Here is a 22,396-nt window from a genome sequence, read left to right on the forward strand (position 1 = left end):
ATGTACAAAAAATGCCAATCATTTTACATTATGATATTTTACTATACAGTTTGCACTATTTTAAAGCATTCGTAAAGAATTATGTAGCAGTGGGCCTTAAAAAGTTCTGAATTATATTAAGTGGCAAGCTTATGTTAAAATAAAAACGGAATTTCTCCTGTAGAAATGATAGAACATTTGATAATTAAGGAGGATAATCTTATGAATGCAGAAGAAGCAAAAGCTGTACTCGATAAACTGGCAAATCGGGAAATGGATGAATTCAGGATAACAAAAGAAGAATTTTTACCTTTTCGTGAGGTTCTTGTTAAAAGGGAAGACTTTAAACATTTTCGGGGGAATGCTCAACATAACGGTGTGATAATTTATACGTATTTAGAAGAAGCGAGAAGTTAATGGATATAATTTGGGGTGGCTCATGATTGAGCCACCCCAAATTATTCATTATGGAAAAATCAATTGTTTCCTTAATTTATTTAAAGCGGACCTTCTCCATGATTTGACGGCTGCGGTAGTAACTTTATATATCTCAGCAATTTCAGTCACCGTTTTATTCTCCAAGTACGTCTGTAAAAGCCAGCGTTGCTGATTCAGTGTCAATCCATCCGTGTAGGTTAAGAGATTATCGATGGCAAAGGCCTCATCGTGTATTGAAAATGGATCTTTAATCTCTAGTAGGAAGGAATCAAATGGTTCGGTGTTGGCTTCATATTTATGGTGGTGCTTTAATTCATTCAGAATTTTGCCTTTGATAACCGTAAAGGCATAGTTGGAGAACTGACCGAATTCTTCATCGAATTTCCCATATGACTCCCATAAAGCGATCAATCCTACTTGAAAATATTCTTCCTTATTTTTATAGATGGAAAGTGAGCGGATTATATGATGGATCATCGGCGTGAATTCGGACGTTAGTACTGAGAAATCTTCCATTAAGCAAGCCACCTTTAGAAAGTGCACTTTCCTGTATTCCCGGGTGCTTTTACCATAAATAAATCTTTCGGCTAAAGCCAAATGGCATAACGGGTAAATGGAAGGAATAAAAAGTGAGTTTTAAAGGGATTAACGAGGATCTTATTAATAGGAAAATGTTGATTCGATTGAACTTTAATGAGGGGATGGCCAAATGAAAAACACATCCATAGATTGGATGTGCCAACATTCAATATTTCTATATTTATTGTAAAGCCATATATCATGGGGAGGTGTTCAGTTTCGACAAAAGGGAGCGTGTTTCTGAAATCAAGCTGGACTTTATTTAAAAAAAACTGCAGGAAAACTGATCCTCTTTTAAGCCCCCTTATACGTTCTTAATGGTGATTTCAGAAAGCGGGCAAACTATTAACCATTGTATTGTTAACTTTGTGATTTTCGGAATCCAGCATCCTGTGCGTCTTGTTCTGTACAAAACATTTCTTCCGGTTTGGTTATTTCGTAATATTGGCCCGAAGGAATGTGATATATTTTGTTGCCTTTAGAGTTTATATTCCCTTTAATTTGCGGGTTACTGCAAGATGCAGTTGGCTTTTCCACTGAAGCCTCCACGGACTTCGAATCATCAAAGCCCTTTGAAGTTGCATAGTTTTCAATTGACCAAATACCGATTTCGTCTTTTTGGGCTTGTTTCTGAATGTTTTCCAATTCATCTAGATATTTCGTGTTCGGTGCATAAACATAGGCCACCCTTGCCAGTCCTTTTTCAAGCAGGAGTTTATTCACCATTTTACCGTCAACATAAAAATAGGCCAGCAGCCGACCATATTTATCTCTTTCACCTATGCCGGTTTCTACTTCCACTTCAGAACCCGCTGGCATTAGTTCCTTGGTGAATTTGCTTGCTTCAGGTCCAAAGGGCTGAACGGGCTTGGATGGGTGGACGGTTTCTGGAGTATCTACCAAAAGGAGCCTGACCGTTTCTTCGTTCCCATTAGCCATTTTGATTTTTACTGTATCTCCGTCAACAACTTTAATGATCTCGGCTGTGAATGTCTTGCCTTTTTCTTCATTTGAAGAATCCGCACTGGATCGGATGTCTTCATTGGAAATTGAATCTTCCTGTTTGGATTGATTAATTAGGTTATCTGATGCAGCCTGGCAGCCAGACAACGTGATCAGGCAAAGTGCAGTCAGGAGAAAGGCATTCAGATAAGAATGTAAAAAGGAATTTCCGTTCATGATAAGTCCCTCCATTTATTTAGGTTTTTCCACGTCCGTCATGGATATATTCAGCAGGAATAATACTAACCTATAAAAAAGGGAAAGAAAATGAAAATCATTGAAATTTTTTCATGCATCGCTACCTCATATCATGATAGTTTCTTATAATGATAGGGTGGAGTAAGGGAGGCAGGCGTGTAAAATGATATTTAGACTTGAAAATATTAGGTATAAGGGGATTTTGAAAATTGATGATTTGAGAATATCCGCTTGTATGGTTACTTGCTTGACCGGGGAAAGCGGTGCAGGGAAAACCTCACTGCTCCGATTATTGAACAGGATGGATGACCCGGATAGCGGTTCGATCTATTATCAGGATCAGTTGCTGGATGAATTCAACCCGATAGAGCTCCGGCGTAAAGTCACAATGCTTTCTCAGTCACCGTTCACTATACCGGGTACGATTGAAGAAAACCTGCAGATTGGCCTGGAATTGACAGAACGTGAAAAAAAGGATAAAGCCGAATTGGTTAAAGCACTTGAAACCGTCAAGTTGAAGAAGCCTTTAGACGAAGGGGCGGAGAATCTTTCTGGCGGGGAGAAACAGAGGCTGGCACTGGCGAGGTTACTTTTATTGAAACCCGAGGTGTATTTACTGGATGAGCCGACTTCAGCTCTTGATGAAGAAGCCGAGCTGACGGTCATGAGCCGATTTTTAGAAGAAGTAAAGCGGGGAAAAGGAACGGTCATCATGATAACCCATTCAAAACAGCTTGCGGAAATATGTGCTGAAAAGAAGATCGTTCTGAAAAAGGCGAAGGAGGGTGATTATTAATGGAGGCGAATGGGATAATAGATATTGAGTTCTGGCGTCTCTGTGCAGCCTATGTCTTTGTAGTAATTCTGCTCATAATCGTGAAATGGCGGGGGATTTCACGGGAAAAGCAAATCATGCTCGCTACGGTAAGGATGACGGTGCAACTCATTCTCGCCGGATATGTTTTGACATATATCTTTGAAAATCCCCACCCTTTACTTTCTTTAGGATTTTTATGTGCGATGGCACTGTTTTCCATCCATAATATTTTTAAGCAAGTGCCTTATACAATTAATAAGAAAATCAAAAGGATGGTTATCCTAAGTATGTTGTCAGGACCCATGGTGGCCTTATTTTATTTTAATGTGGTTGTCATCCATTTCACGCCGTGGTATGAGCCGAGGTATTTCATTCCAATTGCAGGGATGATCGTTGGGAATGCCATGACTGGAGTGACATTGGCGCTTAAAAACCTTCATGATGGGATTAGCAGTAATCGTGAAAAGGTGGAAGCGATGTTGATGCTTGGAGCGACTCCAGCGAGGGCAGTGAAGAAATATGTGGATGCTGCATTCGACTCCGCAGTGCTCCCGACTTTGAACAATATGCTCGGGATGGGGATTATCTTCCTTCCAGGAATGATGACAGGGCAAATCCTGTCGGGGATAAGCCCGCTCATCGCTATTGAATACCAGATTGCGATAATAATCGGGATTCTCGGAAGTGTTTCTTTAACGGTGGTCCTCTTCATTATGCTGAGTTTCAGGGCTTTTTTTACCAAAAATGCACAGTTATCCATTTAATCATTGAAGAATCTGAAAAGTAATAGTTGCAGTTCCATCTATATTTTTGTACTATTTTGTAGGTACCAATAGTTTTGGTTTGTTTGTTGGGAATGATAATGCTATCCTGATAAGGAAAAGGGCATTTCTTTTTTCATTTCTTTCATGAGTGGATGGAGAACCCCCTTACATAACCTATTTATGTTAATTTATCTTAAAGGAGATTGATTTATATGGTAGAAAAAACATTTACAGTAACTGCAGAAACAGGAATTCACGCTCGTCCGGCTACATTGCTTGTACAAGCTGCAGGAAAATTTGATTCAGAAATAAACCTTTCTTATAAAGAGAAAAAAGTGAATCTTAAGTCCATTATGGGTGTCATGTCACTGGGTATTGGCCAAGGTGCGGAAATTACGATTTCTGCAGAAGGAAGCGATGAAAATGATGCACTAAATACACTTGCTGAAACGTTGAACAGAGAAGGATTAGCAGAATAATGTCCACTTTGATTAGTGGAATAGCAGCTTCAAACGGAATAGCCATCGCTAAAGCCTATCGACTTACAGAGCCAGATTTATCGATTGAAAAAAGAAGTATAGAAGATGTCGGGGCGGAAATATCCCGTTTTAAGGAAGCTATTCAAAAGTCAACAAATGAATTGGAGATAATCAGGGATAAAGCCGAAAAGGATTTAGGGGCCGATAAAGCCGCTATCTTTGACGCACACCTGCTTGTTTTGGCTGATCCGGAACTTATAACTCCAATTCAGGATAAAATTCAATCAGAAGGTGTCAACGCTGAGTTTTCCTTAAATGAAACCGCAAGCATGTTCATTACGATGTTTGAACAAATGGATAATGAATACATGAAGGAACGTGCAGCGGATATCCGTGACGTCACGAAACGGGTACTGTCGCATCTTTTAGGCGTTCATATTCCAAATCCAAGCATGATTGCTGAAGAAGTGATCATCATTGCGGAGGATTTGACTCCATCCGATACAGCACAGTTGAATCCGGCATATGTTAAAGGATTTACGACCGATATCGGTGGACGTACATCCCATTCAGCCATAATGGCACGTTCATTGGAAATTCCAGCAGTCGTTGGAGCGAAGTCAGTGACCTCTTCCATTGAAAATGGTGACTTGGTCATAATTGACGGATTAAAGGGTGAAGTTCACATCAATCCTACTCCTGAACTCGTGAAACGCTACGAAGAGGAGCAGGAAGCCTATGGTAGGCAAAAGGCTGAGTGGGCGAAGCTGGTTAATGAAAAAACCGTTACACATGATGGCCATCATGTGGAATTGGCAGCCAATATTGGTACGCCTAAAGATCTGGAGGGCGTACATCAAAATGGCGGTGAAGGTATCGGATTATATCGTACGGAATTTCTTTATATGGGCAGAAATGACTTTCCAAGTGAAGAAGAACAGTTCGAGGCATACAAAGCGGTGCTGGAAGGAATGTCAGGCAAGCCTGTAGTCGTCAGAACGCTTGACATAGGCGGGGACAAGGAGTTGCCTTACTTAGAGCTTCCTAAGGAAATGAATCCTTTCCTTGGGTACCGCGCGATTCGCCTTTGCTTAAATGAACAGGAGATTTTCCGGACTCAGCTCCGTGCCCTGCTTCGTGCAAGCATTTACGGAGATTTGAAAATCATGTTCCCGATGATTGCCACGCTAGCTGAATTCCGTGAAGCTAAAGCCGTCTTGGCTGAAGTTAGGCAGGAATTGCTTGACAATGGTATTCAAGTTGCTGAAAAAATTGAAGTCGGAATTATGGTTGAAATCCCTTCAACTGCAGTGATGGCGGATATATTTGCTAAGGAAGTCGATTTCTTCAGCATAGGCACTAATGACTTGATTCAGTATACGATGGCCGCTGACCGAATGAATGAGAGAGTATCCTATTTATATCAACCATATAACCCAGCGATTCTACGCCTGGTTAAAATGGTCATAGATGCAGCTCATAAAGAAGGGAAATGGGCCGGGATGTGCGGGGAAATGGCTGGAGATGAAATTGCCATACCGATTTTGATCGGATTGGGTCTTGATGAATTCTCAATGAGTGCCACTTCGATTTTAAAAGCACGTTCTTTAATTAGCCAACTTTCGCTTGAAGAGATGAAAAACCTATCTCAGGAAGTTTTAGGGTTGGATACGAATGATAATGTGAAAGAAGCGGTAATTAACGCTTTGAAGAAATAAAAAAAATGAGGAAAAACGGCACCCCATCCACAGAATTTTCGGATGGGGTGATTTCCTGTAATTTTTTCTTGAATATTTAAGAAAATGTTTATTGCACTAAAATGGGGGTAAATAAAAAGCAAGCACAGTTGTTTAGCTCTATTAGGGCAGCTGACATTCTCATTTCCCCCTTTGACGCCGGTTGGGTTATCCAACCGGCTATTTTTTTGCAAATAAAATCAAAATAATGATTATTCAGATTTTTCACTTTGCGGTTATGACGATATAATGGAATTATGATTTAATAAAATGGAGGTTAAATATAATATGGAATTACATTTGGAAAAGAAAAATGCGTTGATTTTAGCTTCAAGTCAAGGGTTGGGGAAGGCCATGGCAGCTGAATTGGTTAAAGAAGGAGCAAATGTCATGCTGGCAAGCCGTGATGGAGAAAAGCTTGCCGCAGTACAAAGGGAATTATCGCAGCTTGGGACGGGTAAAGTTTCTTATATGGTAACGGATATAACAAAAGCTGAAGATATTAAAAGCCTGGTTGGGAAAACTGCTGAAGAATTCGGCGGTATTGACATCCTTATTAATAACGCCGGAGGTCCTCCAGGGGGTTCATTTACAGATTTCAATGATGAAGAATGGCAACAATCCTTCGAACTTAATTTACTGAGTTTCATAAGGACGATCCGTGAAAGCTTGCCACATCTAAAAAAACAGGGCGGGAAAATTGTTAATATTGCTTCTTCATCTATTAAGGAACCAATTCCAGGATTGGTATTATCGAATACATTCCGGACGGCAATCGTTGGATTGTCAAAGACGTTAGCTTCAGAATTAGCACCGGATCGGATTTTGGTCAATACAGTCGGTCCAGGAAGAATCGCAACAGACCGCGTTCAGCACCTTGATGAAATGAATGCGGAGAAACTAGGCGTCACTCCTGAGAAGGTGACTGAACAATCGATTAACAGAATCCCTCTTGGCCGTTATGGGGAACCCGAGGAATTTGCAAAGTTCGTTACTTTCCTTGTTTCAGGCGCTAATACATATTTAACGGGCCAGTCGTATTTAGTTGACGGAGGAATGATAAAGTCCATTTAAGGATTTTTGAAACAAAATGATTGGGAGGAATCTGCAAGATGCAATCGAACAAAGTGATCGGCTTCATAGGTTTAGGAGTGATGGGAAAAAGCATGGCCGCAAATCTTCTTAAGGCGGGATTTGAGGTGTTTGTTTATACAAGGACGAAAGATAAGGCAAATGAACTGCTTTCACAGGGCGCGAAGTGGGCATCTGCACCAAAGGAAATTGCGCAGAAAGCAAATGTGATCATTTCCATGGTAGGATACCCTAGTGATGTGGAAGAAATCTATCTTGGGGAAAATGGGCTTATCGAGAACGGGAAACAAGGAACCCATTTAATCGATATGACGACCTCCACACCGTCTTTGGCAGTGAAAATAGCGGAGGAGGCTAAGAAAAGAGGCATGGAATCATTGGATGCACCGGTTTCCGGAGGGGATATCGGTGCCCGTGATGCAAAGCTTACGATCATGGTCGGCGGGTCTAGTGAGGCATTTGAAACGGTCCTGCCCATTTTTGATATAATTGGCAGCAATGTTGTCCATCAAGGCCCGGCTGGTTCGGGACAGCATACGAAAATGTGCAATCAAATCGCCATTGCATCTAATATGATCGGAGTGACTGAAGCGATTTCCTATGCCCAAAAAGCGGGGTTGGATCCGGAACGGGTATTAAGAAGCATATCATCGGGCTCTGCCGGTAGCTGGTCACTTTCCAATCTTGTGCCGCGGATGGTTGAAGGGGATTTTGAACCTGGTTTTTATATCAAGCATTTTATCAAGGATATGAAGATTGCACTTGATGAAGCGGAAAGAATGGGAATGGACGCTCCTGGATTAAGTCTAAGCAAATCCCTGTATGAGGGGCTGGCAGAAGCTGGCGAGGAAAATAGCGGTACACAGGCGTTATATAAACATTATAATTAAGTGCTAGCATTTCTTTACCATGAATAAGCTGATAGCGACAGCCTTTACAAAAAGGAGTGAAAGCTATGGGCGAATTCGATGATATCAATATGAAATTCCAGGAATTAGAAGATGGTCGATATATTGTAAGGATTGAAGGCTTTAAACGAGAAAAAACCATTCATCAAACAAAGCCCATTCGTTGGGATCTGAAATTAATGAATGAAAGTCCGCTAATCTTACCGGTGAAATTCAGTCATATCGAAACGAATGCCGGTTTTCAGATCCTGATGCGCGAATTGAAGAGCTTAGGTTTTTCAAAGCCGCGCTCCGCAAAGGAATTTGAAGAAGTGATGGCTGATTTACTTGGATCCATCGTTGAAGTGAGCCTTACCACGACAAATAAGGAAGAAGGATATCGGGAAATTCGTTTTTTACGGAGATTGTATTAGTTGATTGGCTTGGTGAAAAACCTCAGGTAGCCTGACATCTTTGAAAAATAGGAAAATGGCCTTCAATTGTTCATTCAATTGAAGGCCACTTTTTTTCGGTTACTTTTTAGCTAAAAAAGCTTCAATACGGTCCAAAGCCTTTTCAAGGGTTTCCATGGAATAGGCATAAGATATCCTGAAGTACCCTTCGCCAAGGGGAGAGAAGGCATCTCCAGGGACCACTGCCACTTTTTCCTGTTGAACAAGCTTTAGGCAAAAATCAAGGGAAGAGGCATAGCCTTCAGGCAGCTTTATAAAGAAGTAAAAGGCACCATTTGGTTTGACTATTTCCAGTTCCATCGCTTGTAAGCGACTGTATACGTATTCCCGTCTCCGGGCATACTCGGTCTTCATGGGAATGGCATCATCTCTGCCTGCCGTCAATGCTGCCAAGGCAGCTCTCTGCGATATGGAGGCGGCACAAGTTACATTGTATTGGTGAACCTTCAGGATATGCTGAGAGATGGCCACAGGCGCAAACAGAAGGCCAATCCTCCACCCGGTCATGGAATGGGACTTTGACAATCCGTTCAGGACGATGGTTTGTTCTTTTAAGAAAGTGGCAATCGAAACATGCTCCTGATCGAATACCAGTTCACTGTATATCTCATCAGCCAATATGAATATGTCCTTGCCCCTTACAAGTTCGGCAATGTCCAATAATTCTTCGGCAGATAATGTTACCCCGGTCGGATTCGATGGATAGGGCAGAACGATGCACCGTGTATGATCAGTTATGTACTTTTCAATGATATCTGCAGCCAAACGAAATCCATTTTTTGTTGTATCGGCATAAACGGGTGTTGCACCGCACATCTTAATGATGGGTTCATATCCCGGGTATACAGGACCCGGCAATATGACTTCGTTCCCTGGGATGAGAATCGTCCGAAAGGTAATGTCTATGCCTTCGCTGGCACCAGAAGTCACAAGGACTTCATTCGCCGGATCATAGCTAAGCTTGTATTTATCCTTTACATATTTTGAAGCGGCTTCCCTTAATTCCAGATAGCCGGCATTGTGAGTATAAACGGTATAGTCATTATCGATGGCTTGTTTTGCCGCTTCTTTAATATGCTTTGGAGTTGGAAAGTCAGGCTGTCCTATCGTTAAGGAAATGGTGCCTTCGATATCAGCGACCATATTGTAGAATTTACGGATTCCTGATATTTGAACTTCTTTTACTAGAGGGTTTATTAAATGTTCCATCTATGAATATCCTCCCTTATCTAACTACATGAATTATGTACCATGTTTGACTCATTCTATTTTATCATTTAGTTTGGGTGGGGGAGAAAACTTTTTGAGATTAATGAATTAAAGGTATAATGTATGATAAGAAAATTTTGAGGGTTGATACATTTGATACGGACTTGCGCAATTACATCTAATCAAGAAATCAGTTTTGATATACCGCTAACGGAAATGAATAATCCGGATATCGAGTGGTTCTGGGTGGATTTTTCCAACCCCACAAACAAGGAAATCGAACTTTTATCCAGTCATTTTCACTTTCACCCGCTGGCAATTGAAGATTGCCTGGATGATTTTAATCAACGTCCCAAAATGGATTTTTATGAGGGTTACCAATTTCTTGTGATTCATGCTCTAAGGGAGAAGGTATTTAAAGCAGTGGAATTGGATATGTTCGTTGGCGAAAAATGGATAGTCAGTTTTCATAAAGAAGATATGCTTGAACTGGAAAAGGTACGAGAAGAAATTGCTGGTAATAAAATGTTGAAGCAAAGTCCCTTTTTCTTGATGCATAGGATAATTGACAGGATCGTTGATGAATTCTTCCCTCCTGTTTATAAAATTGAAAGCGAATTGGGTAGCATTGAGGAAAATACTGAAAATGACACGATTAACGAATTGATGGATCAGCTTTTCGATTTACGTACAGATATGTCCAGGCTCCGTCGGACCATATTGCCGATGCGTGATTTATTGTACAGAATGATTTCGTCGGAGCGACTGAATTACTTGAAAGATCAGCACCTTTATTTTAATGATGTGTACGATCATCTTCTTAAATTGACTGAAATGCTTGAATCCTATCGAGATTTTTCGTCCGATATACGTGATAGTTATTTGTCTGTGAACTCTAATAATATGAATTCAACAATGATGACATTGACTGTCATCACTACCATTTTCATGCCGCTGACCTTCATAGTGGGCGTATATGGGATGAATTTTGAATATATGCCGGAATTAAATTGGCATTATGGCTATTTCCTCATTCTTGGAATGATGGGCGGAATTGCCTTGATGATGTTTTTATTCTTTGTTAAAAAAGGCTGGCTCAATCCAAAGAATAGGTCGCGAAAAAGATGAAATGACCTAACTGGCCTGCTATTCTAGGTTTAATTGAGATGAGTATTTTTTTGAATGGAGTGACGATTTGAAATTGTGGGCAAACGAATGGTTTATTCGTTTTAATCGGGGGGACCATCATCAACTTACTTTTCCACATGCATAAAAGCTTTATTCTTTGTTGCTTTCCGCTTAATGCTAATAGGGTTTGGAAGGGCGGCAGGACGTTTTGCGGCCAGCCCATCAGGTCTGCTTCATAACCCATGTTCGGATATATCTTGGAGGGGTTTGTCGAAGGGACAGGCCCCTTTAAGATCGATATGATGGGCTGGATGGCAGTGGTGAAAAATGAACTTTGAAAAGGGGGACTCTGAGTGGTCCCTTTTTTAGTTGGGCTTCAATAGATAATCACTTCTTGAATCCTTTTTTTATCTGTGTTCTAAACAAAAGAAATATTTAACCGAATTATTAGGTAGGAGTTCATTGATAAAACCATCAAATTTTTGTGGAATTATGAAATGAAAAAGTACGAGAAGGGCGAGATGACACAATGGAAGCAAATAAAGGAATATTACTGGAAAGTGGCACGAATGAGCTTGAGATAGTGGAATTCGGTCTCGGAAAGAATAAATTCGGCATTAACGTAATCAAGGTGAAGGAAATCATTAATCCTGTCCCCATCACGCTTGTCCCTCATTCCCATCCAAATGTGGAAGGGATCATTGAGCTTCGTGGAGAAGTCCTGCCAGTTGTGAATGTGGCGGATGCTTTAGGATTTCCTCCATCTGAGACTCCTGAGCAGGATAAATTCATAGTGGCTGAATTCAATCAGCAAAAAGTGGTTTTCCATGTCCATACCGTAACACAGATCCACCGTATTTCCTGGTCCCAAATCGAAAAGCCTTCGGATATGTATCAAGGCCTTGAAAGTCAGATTATCGGAGTAATAAAATTACATAGTGAAATGTTACTGTTACTTGACTTTGAAAAAATAGTGGTCGAAATCAATCCGGAATCAGGAATAAACATCCAACAGGTTAAAAAGCTTGGTGCCCGGCAAAATTCAGACAAGAGAATCCTGATTGCAGAAGATTCTCCATTACTGAGAAAGCTGCTTTTTGATACATTGTCAGAAGCTGGATTCAAGTACTTGGAGTTTTATGAAAATGGACTTGATGCATTTAATTATCTGGAGAATTTAATTGAATCAGGAAAAGTGGTTGAAGATGAAGTGAATCTGGTGATTACCGATATTGAGATGCCTCAAATGGATGGACATCATTTGACTAGAAGAATAAAGGAAAGCGGGGAACTTGCTGGGTTGCCGGTGATTATTTTCTCTTCTTTGATTACTGACAGCCTTCGTCATAAAGGTCAGGTCGTAGGGGCTGACGCACAAATCAGCAAGCCAGAAATTGCAGAGCTTATAAAGTTGATAGACAGATTGGTATTATGAATGTGAAAACGGGCCGATGAGGCGTTACCTCACGGCCCGTTTGGTTTATCAATGATTAATACTTGGAACCTTTTCCTAAAAAGGAGGATGGGAATGGATTGTGAAATGGTTGCTTGACCGACCCACGACCGTGAGCCCTTTTCTCGGTGTTGGCATTGTTCGGTAGTTTTTCACCTGCTTGTCCAACGTAAGTTTGCAGGATCTGTTTTGCCTTGGATAATGACAACGCGGCTTTAGGGTTCCGTATGGAAGCTGCCCGGCTGCCGAGGTGGGGTAGTTTTTTCAAATCTTCCTTTGTGGGAGGTAAATGAAAAACATATGATCCGCATTCGACAATGACGTCGGATTGTTGTGCTGCAAAGCGAGGGTTATCAGAAAAATGAAGTCCAATCTTCTTCGCTTTTCCTTCTTGCATAAGCTTGCTTAATGCTAGCCGTTTTAAATTATATAAATTCTTGGGCTCCAATGCAGTCTTTGCGTGTTTATTGACAATAAATACGGCTTGGGCAAGGGAGTTTATCGAAAACTCATCCCTTTCAGAATGTCCTTTCGTTTGGTTCATTGTGGAAACTCCTTTTCTTAATGAGGTTAGAAGGACGTTATAAACAGATTTCCTTCAGTTAAAACCCGTTTTTTATATATTGGTTGAAATAGAGACGTGTGTGCAACCAGATAGAAAAAAGTGAATAAATACTGCATGTACATCTCTAGGGTATGACCATCATTTCCCAACACTTTACCATCTATTCATTTTCATATTATACCACTTCAAAATATATAGTGAAGTAAAATTCAATCCGAAGCCTTTTGGTCCAAGAAAAAAGAAGGCGCTTATGTCGCCTTCTGTCCAACCCTTATTGTGTGTATATATTGATATTTTCAGATACCGCAGCCTGTGCGCCGAATTGTTGCTGGGGACCCTGAAAGCCTTGATAAGCAGGGTACGCTGGATAAGCGGGGTAAGGAGGGTAAGCGGGCGGGTATGGAGGAGGATATGGAGCATAGACAGGTGGACGGTTATTGAATAGCAACGGTCCAATTGCCAATCCTGCAACAAAAGCTACAGGCGCCAATAGAGGGAAGAAAGGAAAGAAGCGCTCGTCATTCCAATATTCAGGTCCATATTCATTCCCATATGCATTTCTGTAATCGTTCTGTAGCATAATGGTCTGCGGATAGTGGTAGTAAGGAAAATACTGTGTTTGCATAATTTGCCTCCTTTCTCAAATTCTTTACATAGTATGGAATTTTTTAAGAAAAGAGCCTGTTTCATCTTAATCTGTTATAATGAATCTACTTATGAGTAAAATTGGGGGGGACCTTGATGGATCGGTTTAAAAGCTTTCTTGCAGTCGGTTTTGGAGGAGCGGCTGGAGCGATATTGCGATATTGCGTAATCTTGACTGCTGGTCATTCCTTCTTCCCGTTTGGAACCCTCTTAATAAATATAGTAGGCAGCTTTTTACTTGGAATGATCAATGGCTATTTCGCCTCGAAAAAGAAATCGCTTGTTTTTTTAGCGCTGGGCAGCGGGTTTTGCGGCGGTTTCACCACGATGTCCACATTTTCCCAAGAAGTGGTGAATCTACTGCAGACTTCACTGGCATTGGCGGGACTGTATATTGGTGCCACGCTTTTATTTGGTTTGGTTGCTGGTTTCTTCGGACTGGGCCTTTTTAATAGACGGAGAGGTGAGTCCCTTTGATCGAGGTTCTTTCAGTTTTTATAGGAGGCTTTTTTGGAGCGGCCTCAAGATATGTCTTGCAGATTATTTTTAATAGGCTATTGCCAGCCATCTCGATACCCATTAGCATTTTACTGATTAACCTTATAGGTTCCTTTGGGCTCGGACTGGCGTTGCCACAGAAAGAAAGCTGGTCTTTATCTTTGCAGGTTTTTCTGACAATAGGTTTCCTGGGTGCTTTTACGACCTTTTCAACATTCAGCATGGAAACACTTGAACTTATTAGGAAACACCGTTATATAGATAGCCTTATCTATATAACGGTATCTGTTTTAGGGTGTATCGGAACTTTCCTGTGCGGCTATTTAAGTATGGTATAACCTTCATGGCAACTACCATTTGGTGCTGGTAAAAAAAACCTGGTTTTCTCAGATATACTTCTAATGCTATAATTCAGAGGAGTCCATTACACATGATTCAAGTCGTTTTATTCGCACAGGCTTTGTTAAAAAGTCTGGCGGTTTTCCCCTGTATTCTTTTCCTATCAGCTTTCGGATTGGAATTCGTAAACTGTCAACTCCGGACGTGAAAGGAAACGATATGGGAGACGGGTAGTGCCAAGCCCTCTATTAACATGTAACGTTAATGAATCGATTTCATACGTGCCTTCCCGGTACTTTTCAGCGTATGGGGGAGTTACAAGGGCACCGGCAAAGGGGATTTGTACTTGTCCTCCGTGACTGTGACCGCTTATTTGATACTGGATGTCATAAGTCCTTGATGTGTCGGCAAGGTCAGGGGCATGCGAAAGCATAATGGTGAACACTTCATCAGGGATGCCCGATAGTGCTTTTTCAAAATCAGGTTTTCCTAGCATGGCATCATCAATCCCGGCAATGACTATTTCTTCAGCCGTTAATAAGGTAATCCTAGTTGAGGTATTTTGCAACATGGTAAAATGGGATTTTTCCATGATATCGCTGTAAATTTCTGAGCCATATCCCCCATGATCATGGTTACCGTAGATGCTGAATTTTCCAAGTGGCGCTTTGAGCTGATTTAAAACTAGAGGGATTTTCTGGTGATCCTTGTATTTATTAGGATGGTCCATCAAATCTCCGGTAAATAAAATAACATCAGGGTCCAGTTGGTTTATCTTATTGACAATTGCTTGTAAATCTTTAAGCTGAAATTGAAAGCCTAAATGCGTATCACTGAATTGGATCATTTTCATGCCATGAAAACCTTTTGGGATAAGAGGGTGGCTGATGATTTTATGCTTGATTTCTAACCATTTCGGTTCCAAATTATGGGCATAATAGTTTCCGCCAATACCCAAACCGGTTAAGGTAGCCAATGTACCAAGACTTTTCTTTAAGAATGTTCTTCTGGATATGGGTTTATTCAAATTAATCAACCTATCTAATATAAAAATGTTACTTCCTCATACTAACAAACAATATACATAAAATGAAGAAAATATCTTCTATGAGCATTTGAAAAACATGTAAACTGGGGTTTGATGAAACCGTATCCGGTTTGAAATTGAACATCTATACGGAGGTAACATGATGACCGAACCAATGTTTATTACACTGATTATACTTCTATGCGCGATTGCGCTTTTTATACAAGGGAAATTTCGAGCAGATTTAATTGCACTAAGTGCACTATCCATTCTGGGTTTACTGGGGATTCTTACATTGGATGAACTAGTGGCCGGGTTTGCGAATCAAGTGGTCATCATGCTGGCTGGGCTATTTATAGTCGGTGCCGGCTTGTTAAATACAGGAATCGTGGAAAAGGCAGGAAATAAGTTGTTGGGTTTATGTGGGGGCAGTGAATGGAAATCGCTGCTTATCGTCATGCTTACAGCAGGAATATTAAGTGCCTTTTTAAGCGGAACAGGAATTGTTTCCATACTGCTTCCGCTCGTTATGAGCATGGCCTTAAAACAAAAAACAAGTCCGACAAGGTATTTATTGCCACTTGCCTATGCAAGCAGTATAGGCGGGCTATTAACACTGACAGGTTCTCCCTCCAATATGATCGTTGCTGATGTATTACGGCAAAATGGAATAGGGACATTAGAATTTTTTGACTTTACACCCGTGGGCTTGATCGCCTTTGCAGCAGGGGTATTCTTCATGTTGACACTCGGACGCCTGTTGCTTCCAGAGAAGACGATAGCCGCGAACAATAGTGTCAAAGGGCTGTCTGCAGGGGAGCTTGCAGGCATGTACAAAGTATATGACAGATTGCATTACCTGCATATACCCGCTACTTCCGATATTGTTGGAGAAAGGCTGTCTGACCTCCAGCTTCCTATTCAGTATGAATTGACTTTGATTGAAATCCAGCGGAAGCCAAAGGATAAGCAATTACCGCTGTTGCAAAGACAGCTGACGATTTCTGCAAGGGCGGATGAGGTTCTTCATCCTGAAGATATCATTTTGGTGTTTGGAGAAGAAGAAGCAGTTGAGAGATTGGCACTCAACTATGAACTGGAGTTTAAACATTTCAATCCCGAACAAATAAAGAAACATTTTCTTAGCAGTAGATTTGGATTGACAGAAATATTGATCGTCCCGAACTCGGATTATGAAAATCAAACCTTGATAGATGTGCATTTTCGTGAGAAATACCAATGTAATGTGCTTGCAATCAATCGGAATGGCGAATATATTCAAGCGGATGTCGGAACGGAACGCCTTAAACCGGGGGATGCAATCCTGATACATGGGGAATGGGAGAACATTGAGAGGATTTCCTCGGATTTACAGGATGTCATCGTCATTGGAAGTACCTCGGAAGATGGCTCTCCAGTCAACTCCAAGGGCAAAGCATGGATTGCCTTGGGAATCACTGCATTGATGGTCATTTTATTATCGATGGAGGCTGTCCCTGCCGTACTATCGGTATTGACGGCCGCATTGTTGATGGTGATCAGTGGCTGTGTCCGTTCGATGGAGGATGCTTATCAAAAGATTAACTGGGAACCTGTTCTTTTGATTGCCGCCATGTTCGGAATAACGGCTGCATTGGATAATACGGGCGGAGTGAGGATGATAAGTGATTGGCTGGCCGTTTTATTCAGTAATATCGGGGCACACGGCATATTAGCGGTCTTTTACTTGCTGACACTGATCCTGAGCCAATTCATCCCGTATGGAGCCGCGACGGTAATCATGACGCCCATCGCACTGACATCTGCGGTGAATCAAGGCATCGATCCTCTTCCTGTGTTTATATGCCTTGCCGTTGCTGGCAGTTTGGCTTTATCGACTCCAAGGGTTGCCACTACCAACGCGCTTGTCATGACGGCGGGTGATTACAAGCATAAAGATTTCATCATGATCGGGATATCCATACAGATCTTCATCGGCGTTATCATGGTGATCACAATACCGTGGTTCTTCCCTTTTTGATAAGACATAAGGCATTGTTCATTTATGGACAATGCTTTTTCAATGTGTTTCTTTTCAAATGGATTGGATGAATGTGGTTCTGAAAAAAGAGTTATGTAGTAGGAATTTAAATTATTTATTATCAATGCAAGAAACTAATGGTATAATTTTGGCATATTGGTGTTTTCGTAATTAGGGGGAAGATGCATCATGGATACAGAAAAGATATTAAAGAATTTAGACAGGGTGACACCATTTTTTCAACCGATTTTCAGTGCAGATCAACATCAGGTAATCGGGTATGAAATTCTAGGGCGCTATGAGGAACAATCGGAATATAAAAGCCTTGGACCTTTTTTTCACGATTCTGCAGTGCCGGAAGAGTATAGGGTGGAAGTGGATAATTACGTACTTGAAATTGCTTTGGAGAGAATAAAAGACTATGGTGAAGATTTTCTTATCTTTATCAACAGAGATCCTAATTTGCTAATGCTGGATCATGGCGAAGAATTCATGGAGATTTTACATCGTCATTTTCAACCGGAGGAAATGCACCGGATCGTGCTGGAACTATCAGACACGATCAGTCCGGAAAACTTAGATCCTTTGCAGCATGTGCTTGCTTACTTTAAAACATATGGGATTAAGATAGCTTTAGATCATTTAGGACAAGATACGCAATTGGACCGAATCGCACAAATTTCTCCGAATATTTTAAAAGTTAACCTGGACCAGCTTCGCATTTCAGGTGGAGATGCCTATCAGGTCATCCTGTTTTCTCTAAGCATGCTTGCACGAAAAATCGGCGCTAATTTACTATTTGAGAACATTGAATCCGAATACCAGCTCCGTTTTGCATGGAAGAATGGGGGACGATATTATCAAGGGTATTTTTTGGCGAAGCCGGAAGGCGAATTCATTAATAAAGATTTACTTCGTGATAAATTCCATCAAGAATGTCAGTCATTCATTTCTTTAGAGACCAAGAAGCTTGAAGCGGTTTATCAAAAAACCTTGCAATTCAACGAGAATATGCAAAATTTCTTAAAACAGCAAAAGCGGAACGGCTCCCATGAAGAGTTTCTCAATATTTTGGCGAAAAAGTTGGATTCCGTATGTTTTCGGCTTTATATTTGTGATGAAGAGGGGTATCAAAAATCCCCCAATATCCTACATAAGGACGGGCAATGGCTAGTCCAACCTAGTTATATGAATAAAAATTGGAGCTGGAGACCTTATTTTCTCGAAAATATCGTAAAGATGCGCAATGAGAAAAAAGGAAGACTATCCGATTTATACAGTGATATCGAAACAGGGGAAACCATACGGACCTTTTCATACCCCCTGAATAATAAGGAATACATTTTCTGTGATCTTTCTTATAGTTATTTATATGAAAATGAAGCACTATTATAAAAAACGATTCATGAATATAATCGCTTTAAATGTGTAACGATAAGCAGAAATGATGCGCTTGGAGGAGACATATTTTGAGCACGTACATCTGGATTCTAATCATAATCGTTACAATCATGGCATTATATCTGCTCTTTTATACTTATTCTGTAGCAAGGGCACAGAAAGTGAAGGCCAGATATGATTCGACTATCGATGATTCTGTTAAAGAACATCCTTATTTAAAGAACCCGGTATTGGTTTCCCTTTTCGTCGGGACGATTTTGGTTGCCGGTTTTATCTTTTACTATGCTTTTCGATAATTGTGAGAAGGAGATTTCAATATCATGAAATCTCCTTTTTTATTGTGAAGAATGGGCAGTGGTATCAAGGTATCCCGGAGAATTTGATTTTGTAGTTTGGCTTTGATTATGACGGGTATTGAAAGGCATAGGCAAAAATCAGAACCATTGGGAGAAATTCTATAACAAGGAGATGATTGTAATGAGGAAATATCTAGTTGCATGTCTTGCCAGTATCCTTTTATTTTTCAGTGGAGGGTTCACAACTTCAGCGGAAGGCTTACATAGAGAGGAAGTACTATCTTTAGTACAAGATGCCATGGAGAACCAAGGTTCGATCAGTGAGGAAGTACGTACTAAGGAAGCGATTGAAGGGAAGTTGGATAAACACTTCACAGGTGATTTCATCAAGAAGTTTGTCGAAGCGAATGTAGTGGAAGTCGATGGCGGTTATATGGCATTTGGATCAGATTTCGCTCCGTATTATATCCCTTTTTTCAGTTACGACAAGAATACGGAAATTGTATATGGGAAAAACGGTGATGTCATTTATGTTCAGGAGGAATTCCAGGACATTGGGGACGGACCTGTATCGATGAAAAAACATGTTGAATCAGTTACCTTGAAAAAGGAAAATGATGTTTGGAAGGTTATGGATGTAAATTATGAAAGTGATAAAATGAAATAAAGCAAGTTTTTCTAAGTTGAAAAATATGGAGCTGAAATGAAGAAGTCTAGAGGAGGTCACTGCCTACTCTAGACTTTTTTTATATATTCAGTTCTTTTTTTATTTCGTCCAATTCAAAACCAACAATGGCTTTCCCGTCGATGACGACCGTTGGAGTGGAATAGGCGCCGTATTTATTCGTTAATTCTTTTCGGGCATGTCCATCTGCTTTAATATCCTTTTCTTTGTAAACGACATTATTATCATCAAAGAACATTTTCATGATTTTGCAGGGAGGGCAATCAGGTTGGGTGTATAGCGTAACGTCTTTCATTTCAATCCTCCATCTATGATTTAGGTAAGGTTTATTTTTTCATTATAGAGGATGCCGATACATTTGAATAGGAAAACACCCCTAGCACCCGTTCTACTTCCCTTTTTCCTGTTTTACCAGATAGTCTATCAATCCCATGGAACAAACGTTCAGGTCCATGGCGATGATTTCAAAAACAGGATGATCTGTGGTGATTCCTTTTTCGCCTAAATGAAAGGCGACTTCCGTGAAAATATTTTTACTGGTCGCTGCCACTCGTTCCTCAAAGCTCGCATATTCCCTGTAAGCCGATTTGGCAGTCGCAACAAATTTAGGCAGCCAGTAATGAAGTTGTTTATATACTTCCTTAGGGTTTTCAGAAACCCCATAATGGCCAAAATATATACGTTCGACGCCGATGCTTTCATACAATTCCGCTGCTGCAAGCATTGCTTCGGGGTTGAATTGGTTTGGCGATGTGGAAGGTAAGTAAAATTCCAGACCTTCTTCATCGAGTTCACGATAATAGATGCCTACGGTGTCACCTGAAAACATCCCTTTTGAAACCGAATCGAATATGCTTAAATGATGGTTTGCGTGCCCCGGAGTATCATAAAAGGTCAACTTTGAATTTTCACTTGTTTGCAGGGATTCCCGATCCTGTTTAATCAGCATTTTTTCAAACGGAATAGGTAAAATCGGATCGAAAAGCTTGTTGAATTCATCACCATATACTGCTTTAGCCCCAGCAATCAAACGTGTTGGATCTTCTAGATGACGTGCACCTTTTGGATGGACGATCACTTTTGCGTTCGGGCAATGCTGTAAAAAAAGTCCAGCTCCACCTGCATGGTCCAAATGAATATGGGTAAGAATGATATATGTAATATCTTCAAGGGCGATTCCCAAATGTTCGAGCCCCTTCATTAAGTGGGGGATGGAAGGGCTGGCGGAAGTTTCGACTAATGTGATGTCTTCATCGGCAATTACATATGTACCTGTACGATTTCTTCTATCCAAATCAAAACCATCAATCAATGAAATGCGATAACCAAGTTCACTAATGTTTTGCAACAGAATCTACCCCCTGAAAAATTTTTCATGTACAAAATCCATTCCTTATTTTATTCTGTTAATAGTGCCATGTAAAGAATGAAGTTTTAAATTATTCTGAATTTATTTCGGCGTGGTTACTGGATAGAAAAGTATGGTATAGTGAAACCTATCGAAAAGGTTTTATTCAGAAAGGAGAGGGAGTATGTCTCAATTACAGGGCATCCTTACCAGATTGAAAAGTCTTCAAGAGCAAGCGAAGGAATCTGAATCTGCTCAACGTTTTTTTGAAATAGATGGTGTGAAAAAGTGCCAGGTTACATATTTCAGCAAAACAGAAATGTTCGAGCTTGAAGTATACAGTGATAAAGGGAAATCATCCAAATATCAATTTGATAATATTGATATGATTACCATTGAAATCTTTGATCTTCTTCAATCTTAAAAAAATCACGAAAAGCCGCCCTCCTTTGGAAGCGGCTTTTTTATTGTGAATGAAGCAGTGAAAATTACACATCTTATTAATTGGAGGGATGTAAAATGAAAAATCCAATGGTAATATGCCCAGCATGCGGTGAGGAAAGAGAAATGGATGATGTATTAACGGCACAATCCAACCAAAATGTAATTTATCAATGCCCGGAATGCGGTTTTAAACAGGTTAATATCAAAACTAGTAAAGGCTAAAAATCTCTTGCGGACATCCTGCCGATTGGGATTTTATTGGTCTAGGAATGAGCCTTTTCTGCTTACATATGTTAAACTATAGAAAGAGCTGTATATAAAAACATATGGTAAGGGGTTTTAACATGATCGGTACTCATGATGGGGATTTATTGGAATCCAGCGTTAAAGACTTAATGATTTCTTCTGAACGCGTGGCCCACGTGCAGGTAACCAATAATTTAGAACATGCACTATTGGTATTAACAAAGAGCGGTTATACGGCCATTCCTGTGTTAGATCCGATGTATAAACTGCATGGTTTAATTAGCACACCAGTCATTCTTGATTCAATCTTGGGACTGGAACGAATTGAATTTGATAATCTTGAGAATAAAAAAGTTTCCGAAATAATGAATATAGAAATACCTCGCCTGCATATTGATGATACATTGACAAAGGGTGTGGAATTGTTGATTGATCATCCTTTTGTCTGTGTGGAGAATGACGAACATGTATTTGAAGGTATCTTAACGAGAAGAGCAATCCTGAAAAAGGTATTTAAACAAAATACACCCGATAAATAAGTAAGGCTTAAAAAGATGGTTAACCTCAAGACTCGCCAGTTGGCGAGTTTTCTTGTTTTTACATATTTGATCCAGCTAGTGGTAAAGTCTATAAACAGTTAGGGTCTTT

At 40.4% G+C, this 22,396-nt stretch carries 27 protein-coding genes; 19 read left to right on the forward strand and 8 right to left on the reverse strand.

The genetic code is table 11. From position 1 onward, the window contains the following. Positions 1-201: 201 nt before the first annotated feature. Positions 202-396, forward strand: a complete 195-nt coding sequence (locus JNUCC41_RS15975; protein ID WP_192203862.1) for a hypothetical protein — start codon at positions 202-204, stop codon at positions 394-396. Between the two features lie 48 nt (positions 397-444). On the opposite strand, the gene JNUCC41_RS15980 is transcribed toward JNUCC41_RS15975, so the two are convergent. Beyond that, on the reverse strand, positions 445-933 hold the full coding sequence (locus tag JNUCC41_RS15980) for a sigma-70 family RNA polymerase sigma factor (protein ID WP_192203864.1): 489 nt from the start codon (positions 931-933) through the stop codon (positions 445-447). Between the two features lie 423 nt (positions 934-1,356). Next, positions 1,357-2,175 (reverse strand): thermonuclease family protein, encoded by an 819-nt coding sequence (locus JNUCC41_RS15985; RefSeq protein ID WP_192203866.1) that lies wholly within the window; start codon positions 2,173-2,175, stop codon positions 1,357-1,359. Positions 2,176-2,362: 187 nt separating this feature from the next. Between JNUCC41_RS15985 and JNUCC41_RS15990 the strand changes: the two genes are divergently transcribed. From JNUCC41_RS15990 to JNUCC41_RS16020, 7 genes are all read left to right on the forward strand, one after another. Then, entirely contained in the window at positions 2,363-2,992 is a 630-nt protein-coding gene (locus tag JNUCC41_RS15990) for an ABC transporter ATP-binding protein (protein ID WP_192208190.1), read from the forward strand. After that, complete coding sequence (locus JNUCC41_RS15995; protein WP_192203868.1) at positions 2,992-3,777, forward strand: ABC transporter permease; 786 nt, start codon at positions 2,992-2,994, stop codon at positions 3,775-3,777. The genes JNUCC41_RS15990 and JNUCC41_RS15995 overlap by 1 nt, the downstream gene beginning before the upstream one ends. Before the next feature lie 212 nt (positions 3,778-3,989). Further along, complete coding sequence (locus JNUCC41_RS16000; RefSeq protein ID WP_076366836.1) at positions 3,990-4,256, forward strand: phosphocarrier protein HPr; 267 nt, start codon at positions 3,990-3,992, stop codon at positions 4,254-4,256. After that, positions 4,256-5,974, forward strand: a complete 1,719-nt coding sequence (gene ptsP, locus JNUCC41_RS16005) for a phosphoenolpyruvate--protein phosphotransferase (protein ID WP_192203870.1) — start codon at positions 4,256-4,258, stop codon at positions 5,972-5,974. The genes JNUCC41_RS16000 and ptsP overlap by 1 nt, the downstream gene beginning before the upstream one ends. A gap of 306 nt (positions 5,975-6,280) precedes the next feature. Beyond that, positions 6,281-7,066 carry an SDR family oxidoreductase gene (locus JNUCC41_RS16010; RefSeq protein WP_192203871.1) on the forward strand — a complete coding sequence of 262 codons (786 nt, stop codon included), beginning with the start codon at positions 6,281-6,283 and terminating at the stop codon, positions 7,064-7,066. Positions 7,067-7,104: 38 nt separating this feature from the next. Continuing rightward, entirely contained in the window at positions 7,105-7,974 is an 870-nt protein-coding gene (locus JNUCC41_RS16015) for an NAD(P)-dependent oxidoreductase (protein ID WP_192203873.1), read from the forward strand. 65 nt (positions 7,975-8,039) lie between these two features. After that, entirely contained in the window at positions 8,040-8,405 is a 366-nt protein-coding gene (locus tag JNUCC41_RS16020) for a hypothetical protein (RefSeq protein WP_034314117.1), read from the forward strand. 99 nt (positions 8,406-8,504) lie between these two features. Here JNUCC41_RS16020 and JNUCC41_RS16025 read toward each other — a convergent pair whose 3' ends face one another. Then, positions 8,505-9,653 (reverse strand): aminotransferase A, encoded by a 1,149-nt coding sequence (locus JNUCC41_RS16025; protein ID WP_192203875.1) that lies wholly within the window; start codon positions 9,651-9,653, stop codon positions 8,505-8,507. 144 nt (positions 9,654-9,797) lie between these two features. On the opposite strand from JNUCC41_RS16025, the gene corA reads away from it, so the two are divergent. Further along, on the forward strand, positions 9,798-10,781 hold the full coding sequence (gene corA / locus JNUCC41_RS16030) for a magnesium/cobalt transporter CorA (protein ID WP_192203877.1): 984 nt from the start codon (positions 9,798-9,800) through the stop codon (positions 10,779-10,781). 529 nt (positions 10,782-11,310) lie between these two features. Beyond that, a complete protein-coding gene (locus tag JNUCC41_RS16035) occupies positions 11,311-12,216 on the forward strand; it encodes a chemotaxis protein (protein WP_192203879.1) in 906 nt (301 codons plus the stop codon). 55 nt (positions 12,217-12,271) lie between these two features. On the opposite strand, the gene JNUCC41_RS16040 is transcribed toward JNUCC41_RS16035, so the two are convergent. Then, on the reverse strand, positions 12,272-12,778 hold the full coding sequence (locus JNUCC41_RS16040; protein ID WP_192203880.1) for a YkyB family protein: 507 nt from the start codon (positions 12,776-12,778) through the stop codon (positions 12,272-12,274). Between the two features lie 292 nt (positions 12,779-13,070). After that, positions 13,071-13,424 (reverse strand): hypothetical protein, encoded by a 354-nt coding sequence (locus tag JNUCC41_RS16045; RefSeq protein WP_192203882.1) that lies wholly within the window; start codon positions 13,422-13,424, stop codon positions 13,071-13,073. Positions 13,425-13,540: 116 nt separating this feature from the next. On the opposite strand from JNUCC41_RS16045, the gene JNUCC41_RS16050 reads away from it, so the two are divergent. Continuing rightward, a complete protein-coding gene (locus JNUCC41_RS16050; RefSeq protein WP_192203884.1) occupies positions 13,541-13,921 on the forward strand; it encodes a fluoride efflux transporter FluC in 381 nt (126 codons plus the stop codon). Beyond that, entirely contained in the window at positions 13,918-14,280 is a 363-nt protein-coding gene (gene crcB / locus JNUCC41_RS16055; protein WP_192203886.1) for a fluoride efflux transporter CrcB, read from the forward strand. Before JNUCC41_RS16050 ends, crcB begins: the two co-directional genes overlap by 4 nt. 164 nt (positions 14,281-14,444) lie before the next feature. Here crcB and JNUCC41_RS16060 read toward each other — a convergent pair whose 3' ends face one another. Next, a complete protein-coding gene (locus JNUCC41_RS16060) occupies positions 14,445-15,308 on the reverse strand; it encodes a metallophosphoesterase (protein ID WP_192203888.1) in 864 nt (287 codons plus the stop codon). Between the two features lie 163 nt (positions 15,309-15,471). Here JNUCC41_RS16060 and JNUCC41_RS16065 point away from each other — a divergent pair, with 163 nt between their 5' ends. From JNUCC41_RS16065 to JNUCC41_RS16080, 4 genes are all read left to right on the forward strand, one after another. Next, a complete protein-coding gene (locus JNUCC41_RS16065) occupies positions 15,472-17,328 on the forward strand; it encodes an SLC13 family permease (RefSeq protein ID WP_228467348.1) in 1,857 nt (618 codons plus the stop codon). A gap of 189 nt (positions 17,329-17,517) precedes the next feature. Beyond that, on the forward strand, positions 17,518-18,723 hold the full coding sequence (locus JNUCC41_RS16070; RefSeq protein ID WP_192203892.1) for an EAL domain-containing protein: 1,206 nt from the start codon (positions 17,518-17,520) through the stop codon (positions 18,721-18,723). 74 nt (positions 18,724-18,797) lie between these two features. Continuing rightward, the gene (locus JNUCC41_RS16075) at positions 18,798-19,025 is read left to right on the forward strand and encodes a hypothetical protein (protein WP_192203894.1); all 228 of its coding nucleotides are present in this window, start codon (positions 18,798-18,800) and stop codon (positions 19,023-19,025) included. A 181-nt stretch (positions 19,026-19,206) separates the two neighbouring features. Further along, positions 19,207-19,692: a DUF3993 domain-containing protein gene (locus tag JNUCC41_RS16080; RefSeq protein ID WP_192203897.1), complete on the forward strand. Its 486-nt coding sequence runs from the start codon at positions 19,207-19,209 to the stop codon at positions 19,690-19,692. 79 nt (positions 19,693-19,771) lie between these two features. Here the strand turns inward: JNUCC41_RS16080 and JNUCC41_RS16085 are convergent, their stop codons facing one another. Both JNUCC41_RS16085 and JNUCC41_RS16090 read right to left on the reverse strand, forming a co-directional pair. Beyond that, positions 19,772-20,005 carry a glutaredoxin family protein gene (locus JNUCC41_RS16085; RefSeq protein ID WP_192203899.1) on the reverse strand — a complete coding sequence of 78 codons (234 nt, stop codon included), beginning with the start codon at positions 20,003-20,005 and terminating at the stop codon, positions 19,772-19,774. Between the two features lie 93 nt (positions 20,006-20,098). Beyond that, positions 20,099-21,058 carry an MBL fold metallo-hydrolase gene (locus JNUCC41_RS16090; protein WP_228467349.1) on the reverse strand — a complete coding sequence of 320 codons (960 nt, stop codon included), beginning with the start codon at positions 21,056-21,058 and terminating at the stop codon, positions 20,099-20,101. A 184-nt stretch (positions 21,059-21,242) separates the two neighbouring features. Here JNUCC41_RS16090 and JNUCC41_RS16095 point away from each other — a divergent pair, with 184 nt between their 5' ends. The 3 genes from JNUCC41_RS16095 (at position 21,243) to cbpB (ending at position 22,287) form a co-directional block, all read left to right on the forward strand. Beyond that, entirely contained in the window at positions 21,243-21,482 is a 240-nt protein-coding gene (locus JNUCC41_RS16095; RefSeq protein WP_034314086.1) for a YkuJ family protein, read from the forward strand. A 95-nt stretch (positions 21,483-21,577) separates the two neighbouring features. Further along, entirely contained in the window at positions 21,578-21,724 is a 147-nt protein-coding gene (locus tag JNUCC41_RS16100) for a hypothetical protein (RefSeq protein WP_192203901.1), read from the forward strand. 122 nt (positions 21,725-21,846) lie between these two features. After that, the gene (cbpB, locus tag JNUCC41_RS16105; RefSeq protein ID WP_192203903.1) at positions 21,847-22,287 is read left to right on the forward strand and encodes a cyclic-di-AMP-binding protein CbpB; all 441 of its coding nucleotides are present in this window, start codon (positions 21,847-21,849) and stop codon (positions 22,285-22,287) included. Positions 22,288-22,396: the final 109 nt, after the last annotated feature.

Source organism: Brevibacillus sp. JNUCC-41 (genome assembly GCF_014844095.1).
In the GTDB taxonomy this organism is placed as follows: domain Bacteria; phylum Bacillota; class Bacilli; order Bacillales; family DSM-1321; genus Peribacillus; species Peribacillus aracenensis.

Bases quoted from the DNA above. Each gene is read 5' to 3' on its own strand.
- JNUCC41_RS16010 (WP_192203871.1), top strand. From the start codon at position 6,281: ATGGAATTACATTTGGAAAAGAAAAATGCGTTGATTTTAGCTTCAAGT.
- JNUCC41_RS15995 (WP_192203868.1), top strand. From the start codon at position 2,992: ATGGAGGCGAATGGGATAATAGATATTGAGTTCTGGCGTCTCTGTGCA.
- ptsP (WP_192203870.1), top strand. From the start codon at position 4,256: ATGTCCACTTTGATTAGTGGAATAGCAGCTTCAAACGGAATAGCCATC.
- JNUCC41_RS16015 (WP_192203873.1), top strand. From the start codon at position 7,105: ATGCAATCGAACAAAGTGATCGGCTTCATAGGTTTAGGAGTGATGGGA.
- JNUCC41_RS16045 (WP_192203882.1), bottom strand. From the start codon at position 13,424: ATGCAAACACAGTATTTTCCTTACTACCACTATCCGCAGACCATTATG.
- cbpB (WP_192203903.1), top strand. From the start codon at position 21,847: ATGATCGGTACTCATGATGGGGATTTATTGGAATCCAGCGTTAAAGAC.
- JNUCC41_RS16050 (WP_192203884.1), top strand. From the start codon at position 13,541: ATGGATCGGTTTAAAAGCTTTCTTGCAGTCGGTTTTGGAGGAGCGGCT.
- JNUCC41_RS16095 (WP_034314086.1), top strand. From the start codon at position 21,243: ATGTCTCAATTACAGGGCATCCTTACCAGATTGAAAAGTCTTCAAGAG.
- JNUCC41_RS16035 (WP_192203879.1), top strand. From the start codon at position 11,311: ATGGAAGCAAATAAAGGAATATTACTGGAAAGTGGCACGAATGAGCTT.
- JNUCC41_RS15975 (WP_192203862.1), top strand. From the start codon at position 202: ATGAATGCAGAAGAAGCAAAAGCTGTACTCGATAAACTGGCAAATCGG.
- JNUCC41_RS16065 (WP_228467348.1), top strand. From the start codon at position 15,472: ATGACCGAACCAATGTTTATTACACTGATTATACTTCTATGCGCGATT.
- JNUCC41_RS15985 (WP_192203866.1), bottom strand. From the start codon at position 2,175: ATGAACGGAAATTCCTTTTTACATTCTTATCTGAATGCCTTTCTCCTG.
- JNUCC41_RS16070 (WP_192203892.1), top strand. From the start codon at position 17,518: ATGGATACAGAAAAGATATTAAAGAATTTAGACAGGGTGACACCATTT.
- JNUCC41_RS16040 (WP_192203880.1), bottom strand. From the start codon at position 12,778: ATGAACCAAACGAAAGGACATTCTGAAAGGGATGAGTTTTCGATAAAC.
- JNUCC41_RS15980 (WP_192203864.1), bottom strand. From the start codon at position 933: ATGGAAGATTTCTCAGTACTAACGTCCGAATTCACGCCGATGATCCAT.
- JNUCC41_RS16025 (WP_192203875.1), bottom strand. From the start codon at position 9,653: ATGGAACATTTAATAAACCCTCTAGTAAAAGAAGTTCAAATATCAGGA.
- JNUCC41_RS16020 (WP_034314117.1), top strand. From the start codon at position 8,040: ATGGGCGAATTCGATGATATCAATATGAAATTCCAGGAATTAGAAGAT.
- JNUCC41_RS16080 (WP_192203897.1), top strand. From the start codon at position 19,207: ATGAGGAAATATCTAGTTGCATGTCTTGCCAGTATCCTTTTATTTTTC.
- JNUCC41_RS16100 (WP_192203901.1), top strand. From the start codon at position 21,578: ATGAAAAATCCAATGGTAATATGCCCAGCATGCGGTGAGGAAAGAGAA.
- JNUCC41_RS16085 (WP_192203899.1), bottom strand. From the start codon at position 20,005: ATGAAAGACGTTACGCTATACACCCAACCTGATTGCCCTCCCTGCAAA.
- JNUCC41_RS16000 (WP_076366836.1), top strand. From the start codon at position 3,990: ATGGTAGAAAAAACATTTACAGTAACTGCAGAAACAGGAATTCACGCT.